Origin of the sequence: Catellatospora sp. NPDC049609 (genome assembly GCF_040675365.1) — a bacterium.
In the GTDB taxonomy this organism is placed as follows: domain Bacteria; phylum Actinomycetota; class Actinomycetes; order Mycobacteriales; family Micromonosporaceae; genus Catellatospora.
Map to the genome: position 1 here is coordinate 1 of NZ_JBFAOU010000175.1, position 16,531 is coordinate 16,531.

Annotated in this window: 14 protein-coding genes and 1 pseudogene; 9 read left to right on the forward strand and 6 right to left on the reverse strand. The window is 70.6% G+C overall.

Annotated elements, in window-relative coordinates; all coding sequences use genetic code 11:
* On the reverse strand, positions 1-919 hold a 919-nt coding region (locus AB0J67_RS32540; protein ID WP_363488082.1), incomplete at its 3' end, for a cytochrome ubiquinol oxidase subunit I.
* A gap of 316 nt (positions 920-1,235) precedes the next feature.
* On the opposite strand from AB0J67_RS32540, the gene AB0J67_RS32545 reads away from it, so the two are divergent.
* The 9 genes and pseudogenes from AB0J67_RS32545 to AB0J67_RS32585 all read left to right on the forward strand — a co-directional run bounded on the left by AB0J67_RS32545 (position 1,236) and on the right by AB0J67_RS32585 (position 11,258).
* On the forward strand, positions 1,236-1,415 hold the full coding sequence (locus AB0J67_RS32545; protein WP_363488085.1) for a hypothetical protein: 180 nt from the start codon (positions 1,236-1,238) through the stop codon (positions 1,413-1,415).
* Positions 1,416-1,773: 358 nt separating this feature from the next.
* Positions 1,774-2,748: an ABC transporter ATP-binding protein gene (locus AB0J67_RS32550; RefSeq protein ID WP_363488087.1), complete on the forward strand. Its 975-nt coding sequence runs from the start codon at positions 1,774-1,776 to the stop codon at positions 2,746-2,748.
* Between the two features lie 38 nt (positions 2,749-2,786).
* Entirely contained in the window at positions 2,787-3,587 is an 801-nt protein-coding gene (locus AB0J67_RS32555; protein WP_363488089.1) for a hypothetical protein, read from the forward strand.
* Between the two features lie 72 nt (positions 3,588-3,659).
* Positions 3,660-4,352: a response regulator transcription factor gene (locus tag AB0J67_RS32560; RefSeq protein ID WP_363488091.1), complete on the forward strand. Its 693-nt coding sequence runs from the start codon at positions 3,660-3,662 to the stop codon at positions 4,350-4,352.
* Entirely contained in the window at positions 4,349-5,788 is a 1,440-nt protein-coding gene (locus AB0J67_RS32565; RefSeq protein ID WP_363488093.1) for a HAMP domain-containing sensor histidine kinase, read from the forward strand. Before AB0J67_RS32560 ends, AB0J67_RS32565 begins: the two co-directional genes overlap by 4 nt.
* Before the next feature lie 218 nt (positions 5,789-6,006).
* Positions 6,007-6,681, forward strand: a pseudogene (locus AB0J67_RS32570) (amino acid transporter); the annotation flags it as partial.
* A 306-nt stretch (positions 6,682-6,987) separates the two neighbouring features.
* On the forward strand, positions 6,988-7,641 hold the full coding sequence (locus AB0J67_RS32575; protein ID WP_363488095.1) for an HAD family hydrolase: 654 nt from the start codon (positions 6,988-6,990) through the stop codon (positions 7,639-7,641).
* Positions 7,642-7,858: 217 nt separating this feature from the next.
* Positions 7,859-8,221, forward strand: coding sequence for a transposase family protein (locus AB0J67_RS32580; RefSeq protein ID WP_363488097.1), 363 nt, complete (start codon positions 7,859-7,861; stop codon positions 8,219-8,221).
* Positions 8,222-8,351: 130 nt separating this feature from the next.
* The gene (locus tag AB0J67_RS32585) at positions 8,352-11,258 is read left to right on the forward strand and encodes a BTAD domain-containing putative transcriptional regulator (RefSeq protein WP_363488099.1); all 2,907 of its coding nucleotides are present in this window, start codon (positions 8,352-8,354) and stop codon (positions 11,256-11,258) included.
* 43 nt (positions 11,259-11,301) lie between these two features.
* Here AB0J67_RS32585 and AB0J67_RS32590 read toward each other — a convergent pair whose 3' ends face one another.
* The 5 genes from AB0J67_RS32590 to AB0J67_RS32610 all read right to left on the reverse strand — a co-directional run bounded on the left by AB0J67_RS32590 (position 11,302) and on the right by AB0J67_RS32610 (position 16,229).
* Entirely contained in the window at positions 11,302-12,084 is a 783-nt protein-coding gene (locus AB0J67_RS32590; RefSeq protein ID WP_363488101.1) for a peptidoglycan DD-metalloendopeptidase family protein, read from the reverse strand.
* A 14-nt stretch (positions 12,085-12,098) separates the two neighbouring features.
* The gene (locus AB0J67_RS32595; RefSeq protein WP_363488103.1) at positions 12,099-12,401 is read right to left on the reverse strand and encodes a fibronectin type III domain-containing protein; all 303 of its coding nucleotides are present in this window, start codon (positions 12,399-12,401) and stop codon (positions 12,099-12,101) included.
* A 12-nt stretch (positions 12,402-12,413) separates the two neighbouring features.
* Complete coding sequence (locus AB0J67_RS32600; protein WP_363488105.1) at positions 12,414-15,266, reverse strand: fibronectin type III domain-containing protein; 2,853 nt, start codon at positions 15,264-15,266, stop codon at positions 12,414-12,416.
* 229 nt (positions 15,267-15,495) lie between these two features.
* Positions 15,496-15,675 carry a hypothetical protein gene (locus AB0J67_RS32605; protein WP_363488107.1) on the reverse strand — a complete coding sequence of 60 codons (180 nt, stop codon included), beginning with the start codon at positions 15,673-15,675 and terminating at the stop codon, positions 15,496-15,498.
* Entirely contained in the window at positions 15,672-16,229 is a 558-nt protein-coding gene (locus tag AB0J67_RS32610; RefSeq protein WP_363488109.1) for a transposase family protein, read from the reverse strand. The genes AB0J67_RS32605 and AB0J67_RS32610 overlap by 4 nt, the downstream gene beginning before the upstream one ends.
* Positions 16,230-16,531 lie beyond the last annotated feature (302 nt).

The window sequence follows — 16,531 nt, forward strand, 5'->3', positions numbered from 1 at the left end:
GGGCAGGGTGTCGGTCACAGGACATCTCCGGTGGTCTCGATGGTGAGGACGGGTGCCTTGCCGGCGGCGCGGCGGCACGGGACGCACAGCGGGTGCCCACGGTGAAGATCGAGAAGGCGGCCGGCTGTGCGGTTTCGTAGAGGGCTTCCGCGGCGGCCATCTTCATCGGCTGCACCTCAGTCATGATCTTGCCCTGGATGTCGCCGGTGATGAGTACCGTGACGGTGGCGATCAGCGTGGTGTAGGCGCCGACCTTCAGCGCGCTGCGGTAGGCCGCGGTCTCGGTGCCCGGGCGGCGGATCAGGTGCCACAGCGCGATGGCCGCGACCAGGGCGCCGGCGGTCATGAACGCGCCGGCAACGGTATGCGGGAAAGTGATCAGCGTGACCTTGTTGGTCAGCACGGCGCCGAAGTCGGTGAGCTCGGCGCGGTGGGTGTCGGGGTTGATCCGGAACCCGACGGGGTTCTGCATGAAGGAGTTGGCGGCCAGGATGAAGTACGCCGACAGCAGGGTGCCGACCGCGACCAGCCAGATGCAGGCCAGATGGATACGCCGGGACAGCCGCTCCCACCCGAAGATCCACAGTCCGATGAACGTCGACTCGAGGAAGAACGCCAGCAGGGCCTCGATCGCCAGTGGTGCGCCGAAGACGTCGCCGACGAACCGGCTGTAGGCCGACCAGTTCATGCCGAACTGGAACTCCTGCACGATGCCGGTGACCACACCCATCGCGATGTTGATCAGGAACAGCTTGCCGTAGAACTTCGTCAGCTTCAGCCAGCGCTCGTCGCCCGTGCGCACCCAGGCGGTCTGCATTCCGGCGACGAGGAAGGACAGCCCGATAGTGATCGGTACGAAGAGAAAGTGGTAGACGGTGGTTATGCCGAACTGCCACCGTGCCAGGTCGAGGTTGTCCATGTCAGCCTCCGATATGCCGTGCGGCGATGTGTAGTGGTCGGGTTTGCGCACGTCACGGGCGACCAGGACGACGCGGGTTCGCCGGGGGAGGGCGGGCCCGAGGTCAGGGTTCCAGGAGGGCAGGCGGTGGGGCAGGGCCCAACGTCGGCACTTCGGGGCGCCGAAGGTCCCTGCAGGCGGGACCAAGGTCACAACCTGTCGGCCAGCCCGGGTGATGGCGCGGGGTCGTGGTCATGGACTGCCGCGACGCCGTGAACTGCCGTCGCCTCAGCCAGACCGCCGGACTCGGATCGCGCTCGGGCGGCTGTACGCGCTCGTGGAGAACATCCGCGCCAAGCCCGCCGAGTTTCGGGAGGTCGACGGCCAGCTGAACCTGATCGCCAACCGCCGCCAGAGCGGCCTGCCCGGCGAGTACGAGGAGGCCAAGGAGGCAGAGCAGCCCGGCATGAACCCCGTGCCAGGGGCCACCGGTCGCCCCGTTCGATCCGGGCGGTGACCGGTTCCGGAAGATTCAAGACAACAGCTGTCGTCGTGGCAGATGTGGTCCGGTGCATCCCACCGTCCGATGGCCCGGCTGTCGGTCTACCGGCGTGGAAGGGTCGCAACTCTATCGGCATTTCTTCGTGCCCGCTTGACCTGCATGCCGCCTCAGCCGGGGATGGGCCGGCGCCGGATCTGCTGTACTTCCAGATTTTCAGCCACTACGACGGTCCGTTCTTATCTCCTCCTTAGGTGGCAGGGCCAAGCTCTGGCCCATGAGATCTCGACGAGAGGCCATCGCGACCGACAGCGCCGCTGACGCTGCGGGCAAGCCGGCTGAACAGCGCGGTGCCGGAACAAGTCAGAATCGACCTGTGTACGGCGTTGCTGCCGGCAGCCATCTCACCTCGCTCGCCGTGCGTACAGCGGGTCTGACCAAGGCGTACGCGGGGCGGACCGTCGTCGCCGGGCTGAACCTCGAAATCCCGAGCGGGGTCGTCTCGGGTTTCGTCGGGCCCAACGGCGCAGGCAAGACCACGACGATCCGCTTGCTGTTGGGATTGGTCCGGCCCACTGCCGGTACCGGGTCGGTGCTCGGCGAGCCGCTGCAGCATCCGGCCCGTTATCTGTGGCAGGTCGGGGCGATGATCGAAGGCCCCGCGTTCATGCCAGGCCTGTCCGGCCACGACAACCTCCTCTGCCTGGCCCAGGCAGGCGGCCTGCCCCCCATCCGGGTGCGTCAGGCACTGGAACGGGTCGGGCTGGCCGACCGCGGCCGTGACAAGGTCCGGTCCTACTCCCTGGGCATGAAGCAGCGCCTGGGCATCGCAGCCGCGCTGCTGCCCGCCCCCCGGCTGCTGGTGCTCGACGAGCCGACCAACGGCCTCGATCCGGCCGGCATAGCGCAGATGCGCGAGCTCATCGCGAGCTTCCGCGACGAGGGCATGACGGTGTTCGTCTCCAGCCACCTGCTCAGCGAGGTCGAACTCGTCGCCGATCACCTGGTCGTGATCCGTGCCGGGTCCCTCGTGTTCCAGGGCACGGTGCAGCAGCTGGCGCAGAGCCAGGTCCCGCACATCATCGCCGCCGTCGAGCACGCCGCCGACGCGGGCGTCGTCGCCGACATCGCCGGTGCGCTGGACTGGGATTGCGAGATCACCGCGCCGGGGGAGGTGCGGGCACCGCTGCCGCCGACGACGTCCGGCAGCGAAGCCTCCGCTCGCGCCGCAGAACTCAACCGCCGCTGCCACGCCGCCGGGGTCACCCTCATCCGCCTCGACGTGTCGCGGCCCACCCTGGAGGACGCGTTCTTCGGGCTCACCGGCACCAGCAGCGGCGACATCCGCTGAGTCCGACATCCGCCGACCGACACCACCGGAGACACATCATGATCGGGTCCCTTCTCGCGGCCTGGACCAAACTGCGCCGCCCGGCGCTGCTGTGGGGCGTGTATGCCGCCACCATCCTCGTGACCGTGCTGGTCACCACCCTGACGTTCTCCCTCGCCGACGGCGGTGCACCCGCCGGCCCGCCCGGTGCGCCCGGTACCGGAGAGACTCTCGCTTCGCTGGCCGAGCCGACCGGCCTGCTGCGAGGGCTGAGCGGCAGCGTCAGTGTGTTCGGCATCATCGCACTGTGTGTGGCCGCGTCCGCCACCGCCGGGGAGTACACCACCGGCACCCTCCGCAACCTGCTGATCCGCCAGCCCCGCCGGGTCAGGCTGCTCGCCGGCACGTGGGCGGCCGTGGCGCTGTTCACCCTGGGTGGGGTCCTGGCCGCGACCGCGGTGGGTGCACCCATGGCGGCCGTGCTGGCCGGCGGCCTGAACATCGACACCACCGCCTGGTACACCGCAGACGGCTTGGCCACCTCGGCGCGGACCCTCGGTCAGGTCATGCTCGCCGCCGCGGGGTACGCCACCCTGGGCACCGCCCTCGGCGTGCTGACGCGGGCGCCGATCCCCGCCGTCGCGCTCGGGTTCGGCTGGCTGTTCCTCGTCGAGACGATCATCGTGGGTACGGTGGACGGCTCCAGCCGCTGGCTGCCCGGTCAGCTGCTGTCGGCCGTCGCCTCCCACGGCACCGCAGAGGTCGGCTTCGCCGCCGCGCTGGTGACAGCCGCGGGATACCTCGTGGTCGCCGCCGCGGCGGCCACGGTGTCGTTCGCCCGGCGCGACATCACCGCCTGAACGGCCGACCGGCGGCTGCGACCTGGCGCACCATCGGGTCGTGGCGGGGCCGGAAGGAGGGAGGATAGACACGTGAAGGTACTGGTGGTGGAGGACGACCCGGCGGTGCGGGCGAGCCTGCAACGGTGTCTGGAGTTCGAGGGCTACACCGTCGTGACCGCCGCCGACGGGTCGGTGGGCCTGGCGACGGCGGTGGCCCAGGCCCCGGATGTCGTGGTGCTGGACCTGGGCCTGCCCGCCATCGACGGTCTGGAGGTATGCCGCCGGCTGCGGGCAGGCGGACATGGCGTGCCGATCCTCATGCTCACCGCCCGCCACAGCACAGGTGAGCGGGTCTGGGGCCTGGACGCCGGAGCCGACGACTACCTGCCCAAGCCCTTCGCCTTGGAGGAACTGCTGGCCCGGCTGCGGGCACTGGTGCGCCGCGCCGGGATCGCCGACGGAGCGCAGCACATCCTGTGCGCCGGCGACCTGCGGATGGACAGCGCCGCGCGTGAGGTCACCCGGGCCGGCCGGCCGATCAGCCTCACCCGCACCGAGTACGAGCTGCTGTCGCTGCTCATGGCGCACCCGCGGCAGGTGCTGGCCCGGACCGCGATACTGGCGGCCGTGTGGGGACACGATGTCGATCCCGACACCAACACGCTGGAGGTGTTCATCGGGTACCTGCGCCGCAAGACCGAGGACAGCGGCCTGCCGCGGATCATCCACACAGTGCGCGGCGTTGGTTACGTCCTGCGTCCACACGCCGGTGCCGTGCCGTGACAAGCTCACGCGCGGCCGCGAAGCCAGGCGCAGCGCCCCGCAGGGGCCCGCGAACGCTGCTGGTCCGACTGGCCGCGCGCACCGCTCTCGTCGGGCTCGGCTTCTTTCTCGCGGCCGGCGCCGCGGTGGTCGCCGTCGCCGCACACACGACCTCCGCCCAGGTGGAAGAGCGCCTGCGCGTCGTCGGGGCGGCCCTGCGAGGACCGGCGGCGCCATCGGGCCCGCAACTGTGCCGGCTCATCGCCGCACCACCCAGCGGGCTGCCCGTCCCGCCCGACGCCACCGTCGAGCTGCACGGACCCGCCGGGCAGGTGTGCCGCGCCCCGGGGCGGCCCGCCTTACAGAGCCTGAATCACCCGTCAGCCCTGCTCGGCTGGCTCACCGGATCCCGGCTTCCGCACGCCCGCACCGAAGACGGCACCCCGACGCTGGTGCTCACCGAGCAGCTACCGGACGGATGGACCGCGCACATCGCGGCGGACCTGACCGGCTACACCGTTCTCAGCGACCGGCTGCTGACCACGTTGCTGCTGCTGGGCCTGCCGGGTGCGGTGGTGGCCACCGTCGCCGGGTACGCGCTGACCCGCAACGGCCTGCAACCCGTGCGCGACCTGGCGGCTGCCGCCGAAACGATCGCCGCCACGCAGAACCTGTCAGTGCCGGCGACGACCGCGGGAAGTCGAAGCGTCGACGAGGTCACCCGCCTGGCCGACGCCTTCAACCGGATGATCGCCGCCCTGGCCGACGCCCGGATCCGGCAGTCACAGCTGATCGCAGACGCCGGTCACGAGCTGCGTACACCGCTGACAAGCCTGCGCGCCAACATCGAGCTGCTGCTGCGCAGCGAACGCGCCGGCCGGACGCTGCCACCGCAGGCTCGCCTCGGCCTGCTGGCCGACCTCACCGCACAGGTCGACGAGCTCGTCGACCTGTGCGATCAGCTGGATGTGCTGTGGCAGGAGCACGCGGTCAGGCCGCGCGGCGATGTCTGCCTGGACGAGATCGTGCGGCGTGCGGTGAGCCGCGTCGGCCGGCGATCGGCCGATCATCTCATCGTCACGGACCTGAGCCCTTGGACGGTCCCTGACGCCGATGCCGACGGGCTGGAACGCGCGGTGCTCAACGTCCTGGACAACGCCGTGAAGTTCGCCCCGCCCGGCAGCCGCATCCGGGTCCTGCTCGCCGGTGGGCGGATCACCGTCGACGACCAGGGACCCGGAGTTCCGGCGGCGCAGCGGGAAGTGATCTTCGGCCGGTTCTGGCGCGCCGACGACGCCCGCGGCCTACCCGGCAGCGGCCTGGGACTGGCCATCGTGGCCGACGTGGTGCACGCTCATCACGGCTGCTGCTTCGCGACGGCCGCCCCCGGTGGGGGACTACGCGTCGTGATCCAGCTCGGCGGCCATCCGACGCAGCCTGCGTCCGTGCCGTCGTAGCGTGCTTCGGCGCGTATCCGCGGGACCAGATCAGGGCAAAGCCGTCGGCTGTTCGCCCGGCGGTTCAGTTCGCGACGCTGCTGGGCATGTTCGCCGACGCGACCCGCAACCAGCCGCCCCCGCCCGAGCACTGAACGGCCGGTAGGACCGCGCAACCGAGCGGTGTGCGATGGTGCAGTGAAGTTCTCCTCTTCGTGGCAGGCGACAGTGGCCGATGTAGCACCATCCTGATCCTGTGGTTCGCGGGCGCGTCGGCGATGGCGGGCCTGGTCAACATCGTGCCGCGGTACCTGCCGTCCTACGGCATGGCGCCGGAGTGGGCCCGGGCGGTCCGTCCCGTGGTGCTGGTCTACACGGTCGTGTGCGTGGGCGTGACCATCGCCTTCGGGGCCGACGTCGAGGCGCAGGCCGGGGCGTACGCCACCGGCATCCTCGCGATGATGGTCTCCGGCAGCGTCGCGGTCACCATCTCCGCGATCCGCTACCGCCGCACCTGGGCGGTCGCCGGGTTCGCGGTGCTCACGCTGGTCCTGCTGTACGCCCCCGGCGGGAACATCCGGGAGAAGCCCGACGGCATCGCCATCTCGGCGCTGTTCATCCTCGCCATCGTGGTGATCTCGCTGGTCTCCCGGGCCGCGCGCACCACCGAGCTGCGGGGTCAAGCACATCGAGTTCGACACCCGCGCTCGGCAGTACGTCACCGACACGATCGACCACGACGGGCAGCTGAACCTGATCGCCAACCGCCGCCAGGCGGGCGACGTCGCGGAGTACTCCGCCAAGGAGCGCGAGCAGCGCGGCATGAACCCGGTCCCCGGTGGTGGGACGTGCTGTTTCTGGAGATCGACGTGGTGGACCCGTCACAGTTCACCAACGTGCTGCACGTCAGCGGCGCGAGCGAGCGTTGCGTGACGACCAACATGGCCCAGCAAGACTTGCCGCACTCCCCGCTGGTGTTGCGAGCTGTCGCGAAGGCGCACGACGCCCGGTTGGACGTACTGGCCACGGTGGTGACACCCGGACCGGTACAGCTCGGGACGCCGTCGCGCTCATTTGACATATGCTGCTCTAGGTCTACCGATCCTCATGATTGTCGATTGAATGGCACTCTGAACCTCCATCTTCTCGACGGGTGAAGAGGATCATGGCCTACGGGAATCGTCCAGTTGTTCTAAGGTGACCTGGTGCCTTCACCTCGTGTGACGACTGTCCTGTTCGATTTCGCCTGGACGCTCTTCGCCAGCGACCCGGTCTGCTGGGTCGGCAACGCGGCGAACATGGTCGGGCGGACGGTGGCACCTGGTGAGGCGCAGCGCATCGCCGACGACTTCGCCGAGTTGTTGCGGTCGACCGCTACAGATCCTGCGCACATCGCGCGCGACCTCGACCCTCAGGTCTGGGATCAGGCGATCATGGCCGTGCTGAACCAGATTCCCGGGGTGGACGCGTCGTTTGCGCGCGCGCTGCATGAGACGCGCGCCGAAGCGGTCGAGCCGTACGCGGACACGTTGCCCACCCTCGCCGCGCTGCACGCCGCCGGCATCCGCCTCGGCGTGGTGAGCAACGTGGGCTGGGACATCCGCGAATGCTTCGTCCGGCACGGGCTTGACCGCTACATCGACGCCTTCGTGCTCTCCTACGAGGTCGGCTTCGTCAAACCCGACGTGCGGATCTGGCGCACCGCCCTCGACGCCTTGGCCGCACAGCCGGACCGGACGCTGATGGTCGGAGATCACCCCGGCGGCGACGGTGGTTCCGTGACGGCCGGGATTCCGGCCCTCGTTCTGCCGATGGTGAGTTCACCTGCCCAACACCGAGGTTTCGATCACGTGCTGCGGCTGGCCGGGACCTGAACCTGCTGGCTGAACTGTTCGACTGCTCCCAGCCGACGGTGTCCCGCCTGATCGCCCGGCTCACCCCGATCATCACCGCCGTACTCACCCCGATCGCCGAGCAGGCCGCCGCCCGGTATCCGCGCTCCACCGTGCGCGTCGACGGGTTCCTCGCCCCGACCGGTGACAGACGCACCGACACCTACACCTCGGGCATATACTCCGGAAAGCGGCACCGATGCGGGTTCAACATCAGGTCGTCGGCTCCTTCCACGGCAGACTGGTGCTCACCGGCAAGCCGCAGCCAGGCGCAACGCACGACGCGAAGGCCTGGCGCGAATCCGGACTCGCCGCGAAGTTCGAAGGCCGGCTGCACGCCGACGGCCGCCCCGGCGGCTTCGGCGACACCGCCTATACCGGCACCGGCCTGTGCGTGCCCCACCGCAGACGGAAAGGCCAGGCCCCGACCCAGTCGACCCGCGAGCACAACCGCGTGATCGCCTCCCACCGCGCCAGCATCGAGCGCTTCATCGTAAGTCGTCCGTGGCGGGCGATGAATTACGCGACGGCCATGTTTGCGAGGCCGACGCCGCGCCACTGACGGCGCACACGGCGTGGGTGACGACCTCGCGTACGCCTCGATGACGGCGTCCGGTCGTTGGTTGTGCCGGTCGTTGCCGGGCATTCGCCACCGCGCATATACTACCTCCCCGCGGAGGAAGGACGGCGCATTGCGGTTCGGCATCCTGGGGCCGTTGGAGATCCTCGCCGATGAGGGTCCGATCCTCCTTCGACAGCCGAGACACCGGGCGCTGCTGGCGTATCTGCTGCTGCACCGCGGCCGCGTGATCACCACCGATGAGCTGGTCGGGGCGGTGTGGGGACCGCAGGCGCCCGCGACCGCACGCTCCCAGATCCACGCGGGCATGTCCGCGTTGCGGCGGCACCTGCGCGCGGCCGGGGCGGACGGCACCGTCGCGACCCGGCCCGGCGGCTATCAGTTGTCCGCCGAGAAACTCGACGCCGACGTCTTCGAGCGGTTCCTGCGGCTGGCGCATGCGGCCGACGACCCGGCCGAGGCGGCCCGCCTGGTGCGTGACGGGCTGGATCTGTGGCGCGCGGAGCCGCTGGCCGACGTCGCCGCGGCGTACGCCGCCGACGCGCGGCGACGGCTGCAGGACCGGCGGCTCGACGCGCTGGAGCTGCTCGCCGACGCGGAGCTGCGGCGCGGGCGGCCCGAGCAGGTGCGGGCGCTGCTGGCCGAGGCCGTCGACCGGCACCCCGAGCGGCAGCGTATGGCCGCGCAGCTCTCGCTGGCGGTGCAGCGCTGCGGGCCGGGTTCCGGGCCGGACCGGCCGCTGCCGCGCCAGCTCCCGGCCCGGATTCCCGCGTTCTGCGGACGCGAGGCACAGCTGGCGGCCCTCGACGGGCTGCTGGCCGCGGGCGACGGGGCGATCGCGGTGGTGGCCGGGACCGCGGGGGTCGGCAAGACCGCGCTGGCCGTGCACTGGGCGCGCCGCGTCGCCGACCGGTTCCCCGACGGGCAGCTCTACCTCAACCTTCGGGGATACGACCCGGCCAACGCGCCGATGCCGCCGGGGGAGGCGGTGCACAGCCTGCTCGACGCGCTGGCCGTGCCCCGGTTGCCCGAAGGCCTCAACGCACAGGCCGGGATGCTGCGCAGCCTGCTGGCGCAGCGCCGGGTGCTGATCCTGCTCGACAACGCCCGCGACGCCGAGCAGGTGCAGCCGCTGCTGATCGGCAGTCCCGGCTGTCTGACGCTGGTCACCAGCCGCGACCAGCTCACCGGGCTGGTCGTCGCGAACGGGGCGAGCCCGGTCAACCTGGATCTGCCGTCCGGGCCCGACGCGCACGCCATGCTGACGGCCCGGTTGGGCGCGGCCCGGGTCGGGGCCGAACCGGACGCGGCCGAGGAGATCATCTCGCGGTGTGCGCGGCTGCCGCTGGCGCTGGCGACGGTGGCCGCCCACGCCGCCGCCCGGCCCGACTTCTCGCTGCGAGCCCTGGCCGACGACCTGCGCCAGGCCCAGTGGGGCCTGGACGCCTACCGGGGCACCGACCTTCGCGCGGTGTTCTCGTGGTCCTACCGGACCCTGCGCCCGGCCGCCGCCACACTGTTCCGCCTGATCGGCCTGCACCCCGGCCCCGACCTGGGCATCGCCGCGGCGGCGAGCCTGGCGGGGCTGCCCGTCCGCGAGACTCGGACGCTGCTGCTCGAACTGAGCCAGGCCAACCTCGTCACCGAACCCGCGCCGGGCCGGTTCGGGATGCACGACCTGCTGCGCGACTTCGCCCGCGAGCTGGCCTCCGCGCGGCCCTGCGACGGCGCGGACCTGCGGATGGTGCAGCACTATCTGCACACCGCCTACCGGGCCGACCGGCTGCTGCAGCCGTTCCGGCAGCCGATCGCCGTGGGAGCGCCGGACCCCCGGGTCGCCATCGACGGACCGGCCGACGTCGCGTCGGCGCTGGCGTGGTTCACCGCCGAGCGCGGCGTGCTGGTCGCGTGCGTAGGTTGGGCCGCCGAGCACGGGCTGCCGGCGCAGGCCCGGCAGCTGGCGTGGACCCTGGAGACCTTCTTCGACCTGCGCGGTCGGTGGCAGGACTGGGCGGCCACGCAGCAGATCGCCGTGGCCGCGGCCCGCAGCCTCGGCGACCGCGACGCCGAGGCGCACGGGCACTGCAGCCGCGGCATGGCGCTGAACAAGATGCACCGCTACTCCGAGGCGTACGAGCACCTGCGGGAGGCGCTGCGGCTGGCCACCGACGGCGGCGACAAGGCCCGGCAGGCGTGGTGCCATCGCGGCCTGGCCAACGTCTACGAGAACCAGGGGCTGTACCGGCAATCGTTGGAGCACGTGCTGGCGGCGCTGCCGCTGTCGCAGGAGCTGGGTGACACGATGACCGAGGCCCGCACCCGCAACATGGTCGGCTGGCTGCACGCCCGGCTCGGTGAGCACGGTCCCGCGCTGGCCTACAGTCAGCGGGCGTTCGAGCAGCTCAGCGGCCTCGGCAACCGGCACGCGCTCGCGCACGTGCACCACAGCCTCGGCTACATCCACCACCACCGCCGCGACCTCGACCAGGCCGCGACGCACTACCGGCAGGCGGCGCTGCTGTTCCAGGAGATCGGCAACCGGTACGAGGAGGCCGAGGTGCTGCTGCATCAGGGCGACGCGCGCTACGTCGGCGGCGACCACGCCGGGGCGGCCGGATCGTGGCGGCGCGCGCTGGCGATCCTGGATGACCTGGGGCATCCGGCGGCGCGGGACGCCGCGCGGCGGCTGAACGGGAACGCGCCGGTGGCGGACCTGCCCGGCGGGCTGGCCGGGCGGCTGGACGGGTTCATGCACCGAGCCGGGATCGGCGCGAAGACGCTGAGCAAGCTGACCGGCGTGCCGCGGACGGCCATCGACAACTGGCGGGACGGCACGGTGCGCCGGCCCCGCGACTGGCGGCCGCTAGTGCGCATCGCCCGGGTGCTGTCGCTGACCCGGGGCGAGGCCGACGCGCTGCTCACCGCGGCCCGGCACGCCGACCTGGCCGAACTGCACCGCGACCTGCCCGCCGGTCACCCCGACCGGGCGAGCATCGGCTGGTGGCTGGCGTCGGCGTGAGGTCCGGGGGTGTGCCGGCCCGCGGCACACCCCCGGACAGCTGCTAGCAGCGCGGGACGCTGGGGATGAAGCCCGGGTAACCGGTGAGGGTGTTGGTGTCGGGCACGAACCGCGAGGGCCCGATGCGGTTCCAGACGGTGCTGGTGCCGTACTTGCCGGTCACCGACTGCCCGTTCGTCTGGCAGTAGATGGTGACGTACACGCCGTCGGCGATCGTGCCCTGCAGGCTGAACGTGCTGCCCGGCCCGGAGTACATCGGCTGCGCCGCCCCGCTGGACGTGTCGATCCAGCCCGCGCCGGTGTTCGGACCCTGGCAGGCGTTCGTGCTGGTGTAGGAGGCGTTGCCGTAGTAGCTGGCCTGTACTCCGTCGAACTTGGCCTTCACGATGGCCCCGTTGAGCCGCTGCTCGTAGTGCAGGTGCGGGCCGGTCGAGTCGCCGGTGCTGCCGACGTAGCCGATGAGCGTGCCGTAGCCGACGACCGTCCCGACCTTGACGACGTAGTTCTTGAGATGGGCGTAGAGGGTCTGGTGTCCGGTGAGGTGCAGGATGCGCACGTGCTTGCCGTACCCGGCGGTGCCGTTGTCCTTGACCAGTTCGACCGTTCCGGGGGCGCTGGCGTAGACGGGCGAGCCGTCGCCCCCGGCGCGGGTGAAGTCGATGGCCTCGAGTGGGTTGTGGGTGGTGCGGGTGTTGCCGTTCCAGACCTGGCCGCAGGGGAACGGCAGCTTGTAGACGGGCGCGGCCGCGGCCGGTGAGGCCGCGAACAGCACTGCGGCGCCCGCGAGGGCGGCGACCAGCGCCGCGCGCAGTGATCGGCGAAGCATGGACACGTCCTTTCCTAGAGGGTCGTCGCGCAGGCGAAGGGGGTCCAGGCCGACTTGCCGCCCAGGTTGTACGCGCGCACGCGGTAGCACTTGGTGGTCTTCGACGCCAGCAGCGAGTTGACGAACCGGGTCGTGTTGGCTCCGACGGTCCAGGTGACGCTGCCGTCGGTGACCTCGAAACCCGTCTCGTTGCTGGAGTTGTCCTGCCAGATCACCCTGATCTGCGACGCGCTCAGCGCGGTGGACTGCTGGTTCGACGGGGCCGCCGGCGCGGCCATGACGGTGACCAGCGCGGCGGCGGCCAACATTTTGATCATGGAAGCTCCTTCCTAGAACGTGGTGGTGCAGGCGTAGGGGGTCCAGGCCGAATAGCCGTAGGCGTTGTAGGACCGGACCGCGAAGCACATGTACGTCTTCGACGGCAGGCCGGTGCGGTGGAAGACGGTGACGTTCGCGCCGACGGTGAAGGTGTTCACCCCGTCGTAGATCTGGAACCCGCTCTCGTTGCCGGACCTGTCCAGCCACTTCACGGTGATCTGCGAGGTGCTGACCGGCGTCGCGGTCTGGCCGGACGGCGCGACCGGCGGCGCGGGCGTGGTGGTGCAGGCGTACGGGGTCCAGGGGGAGTACCCGGCCAGGTTCTTGGCCCGCACCGCGAAGCACATGTACGTGCCCGCGGCCAGCCCGCCCCACGTGTACGACTGGACGTTCGCGCCGACCGTGACCGTGCTGACGCCGTTGTAGACCTCGAACCCGGTCTCGTTGGCGGACTTGTCGGCCCACTTCACGGTGACCTGCGAGGTGCTGATCGGGGTCGCGGTCGGGCTCTGCGGCGCGGCGGGCAGCGTCGGCGTCGTGGCGCACGAGTACGCCGTCCATGCCGAGTACCCGGCCAGGTTGTAGGAGCGCACCCGGAAGCACATGTACGTGTTGTTGGCCAGCCCGCCCCAGGTGAACGCGGTGCTGTTGGCCCCCACGACCTGCGAGGTCGAGCCGTTGGAGATCTCGAACCCGATCTCGTTGCTCGACCGGTCGGCCCAGGCCACCTTGATACTCGTCCCGCTAACGGGCGTCGCGACGGGGCTGGCGGGCGCGACCGGGACCGTCGGCGTCGTGGCGCAGACGCTGGTGGTGTAGGCCGAGTACCCGGCCAGGTTGTACGCGCGGACCTTGAAGCACATTGAGGTGCCGTTGGGGATGCCGGGCCACGTGTACGTCGTGGTGTTCGCGCCGACCACCTGCGAGGTCGAGCCGTTGGAGATCTCGAAGCCCCACTCGTTGCTCGATCGGTCCGTCCACGTCACCTTGACGCTGGTGCCCGTGGCCACGGCGGCGGTGGGGCCGGTGGGGGCCGCCGGGACGGTGGGCGTCGTGGCGCACGCGTTTCCGGCGTAGGCCGACCAGCCGGCCGCGTTGACCGCCCGTACCTTGAAGCACCTGGTCGCGCCGTTGGCGATACCGGTCCAGGTGTGGCTGGTGGCGTTCGCGCCCGCGGTCTGGGTGGTCGTGCCGTCGGACACTTCGTATCCGGTCTCGTTGCCCGCGTTGTCAACCCAGTCGACGCGCACGCTGGTCCCCGTGACGACGGTGGCGGTCACCCCGGACGGCGCGGCGGGCGCGGTCGGCGTCGTGGCGCACACCGCCATGGTGTTCCAGCGCGACGCACCGTTGCCGTTGACGGCGTTCATCCGGAAGCAGTACCCGACACCCGGCGACAGCCCGGTCCACACGTAGCTGGTCGTGTTCGCGGCGGCCGTGCGGTAGTTCGTGCCGTCGGTGAGGGTGAACCCGGTCTCGTTGTGCGACAGGTCCGTCCACGACAGCGTGATCGAGGTGCCGTTGGCGGTGGCGACCGCACTCAGCCCGCCCGGCGGGGACGGCTTGCCGCTGTAGGTGAAAGACCACTCGTCCTTACTCGGATACCTCTTCCCGTCGACGATCTTCGACACGCGGTAGACGTAGTCGCCCACGGGCAGCGGCGGGTCGAAGGCCGTCATGAGCAGTTTCGTGCCGACGGTGGTCTTGAAGTAGGTGTAGTACGGGGCGCCGGCCGGGGCGAGCATCACCTCGTAGCTGGTCGGGGCGAGAGGGGCGGCGGCGCCGTCGTCCCACTGCAGCCAGTCCTCGTCGGTGTTGTAGGAGGCGGCCTCGACGCCGTTGCAGTTGCCGTGCACGTAGCCGTGGCGGGCCAGCCGCGGGGTGTCGCCGTCGAACAGGCCGTACCGCTTGCCGCTGTCCCAGAAGTCCTTCAGGGTGAACCAGGTCGCCGCGACCACGCGCTCGTTGATGATCGTGTTGAACGCGCGCACGAGGTTGACACACTGGCCTTCGGCGGTCACCTCGTCGCGGTCGTTCGGGGCCTCGTCGCCCGGCGGCAACCGGAAGCCGAACTCGGTCAGGTAGATGTCCATGTCGGTGTAGCCGTTGGCCGCGTTGCTGGTGAACGCGCGAATGAACCCTTCAATGGTGTCGTGGCGCGTGCCGGTCTGCGCGTACTGCACCGCGTCGATGTAGGGGTGAAGGCCCAGACCCTGGATCGCGTTCTTGAGGGAGTCGTATCCCCACTCCGGGTGCGCCCGCATCGCCGCGTCCACACCGTTGAGGTAGCCGAACGGATCGCCCGGGGTGAGGCCGCCGTTGATGACCGTCTTGGGGCCGCACTGGTCGTGGATCGCCCTCGACGCCCGCGCGAGCTGCTCGGCGTAGATCTCCGCGGGCACGCCGTTGAGGTCGGGCTCGTTGCCGATCTCCCACACGCTCACCCGGCCGAAGGCCGGATCGCAGGCGATGTCCCTGGCGGCGTTGGCGAAGTCGACGGCGCTGCCGCTGTGGAAGTCGTTGGTCAGCACCCCGATGATCTGCAGGTGGGCGGCGAGGTGGTGCGGGTGGGCGGTGTCGTTGAGCATGGTGGCGTACGTGCCCCGCTTGCAGCCCGACTGATCGGCCGCGCCGCGCAGGTCGATCCGCAGCCAGGTGCTGCGCAGCTGCATGTTCCGGTCCGCCACCAGCTTCGCACCGGAGTCGCTGAGCGCGCACGACCCGTCGAGGATCTCCCCGGCCTGGTAGCCCTGAACGCTGCGGCGGGTGGGCGTCGGCTCCTCCTCCGCCGCCGCCTGCTGCGCCGGGAGGATCACGACCAGTGGTGCCGCCAGCAGCATCACGGTCAGCCATCGTTTGATCAATGCAGGTTCCTTCCGCTCGACGTCTACGTCGATCCCGATCGTCGAGCGGGCGCGGTCGGCCTTCTAGCCTCGAATCTGCACCTGTTACTCACCGTGACGACAGGCCGGGCATGGCGCGAGGGCCCCGGCGGCCGTGACGGTCGGCCTTTCGGTCGTCGGCCCTGCCGGGACGCGACTTAGGATCTTGTGCGCAATAGTTGAGGTTGCGTGATGAGCGGCTCTGGACGTTTCACCAGGTGATGGTGCGATCGGAGACCAGGGCGGCGACGGCGTTGACGGTCTCGGGCAGGAGTTCGCGTCGTCCGGTGAAGCGCTGCAGGGTCCGCCACCACTTCAGTTCGGCGATGGCGTGCTCGACCGCGATCCGCTGGCTGGACTGCTGCTTGCGCTTGTTCTCGTAGGCGATCAAGTACGGCTCCCAGGCCCGGGACGCAGCTTTAACGGCGGCGCCTCGACCTGGCCGGGATGGTTCTTGGCCAGGCCCTGGCATCCGGAGTCCACAAGGATTCTCACCTGCGGATACGCGTCAAGCAGCGCGTCGATGCCTTCGAGTCGGACGGCTGTGTGGTCGTGGACCCGGCCCGGGCGGTGGGTGCCGCACCACAAGGTCGCACCATTGCCGTCGCTGATCACGGTGCTTTTGATCGTGTTCTGGCGGGCCTTGCCCGACACGAACGCCTTGCGCCCGCCCCGGCCCGCCCGCGGTCGGCGGACCCGGATCTCGGTCGCGTCCATGCGCAGCGTCACGCCCTCGGCCGCGGCGTAGGCGAACACGTCGGCCAGGGTCCGCAGCCGCACCCCGGTCGCGGTAGCGCATCCCCGCCCGGCCAGTAGCGGCCGGACCTGCCCGACCGCCCGCGTGACGGTGGACCGGTCCACCCCGAACGCCACCGCGAGGGCGTCATGCGACAAGCCCGTGCGCAGGTGCGCGAGAGTGATCACCACCAGGTCGAGCAGCGTCAACGCCGGTCGCCTGCCGGCGCCGGGCGCACGCCGACGGCCGCCACCGCGCCGCGCGTGCAGCCGACCCTCCCGACCCGCGACCCAGGCCCACCTCGGCCAGGACCAACCGCAGATGATGCCGCGAGATGCCCGTGAACACCGGGTGGCTGAAGACATGGCGAGCCCAGCGATACCCGATCCACAGGTCTCAGAGGGCGTCTCACGAACTTTGTGAGTGATGCCGGTTCAGGTGTCTCGCCAGGTTGGGGTGCTTTCGCCGGTGGCGCGTTTGGCGAGGTTGTCGATCATCGCGAGGTGGATCA

What these genes read in the sequence shown, in the direction of transcription:
- AB0J67_RS32580 (WP_363488097.1), top strand. Translation starts at nt 7,859, where the DNA reads ATGCGGGTTCAACATCAGGTCGTCGGCTCCTTCCACGGCAGACTGGTG.
- AB0J67_RS32555 (WP_363488089.1), top strand. Translation starts at nt 2,787, where the DNA reads ATGATCGGGTCCCTTCTCGCGGCCTGGACCAAACTGCGCCGCCCGGCG.
- AB0J67_RS32595 (WP_363488103.1), bottom strand. Translation starts at nt 12,401, where the DNA reads ATGATCAAAATGTTGGCCGCCGCCGCGCTGGTCACCGTCATGGCCGCG.
- AB0J67_RS32590 (WP_363488101.1), bottom strand. Translation starts at nt 12,084, where the DNA reads ATGCTTCGCCGATCACTGCGCGCGGCGCTGGTCGCCGCCCTCGCGGGC.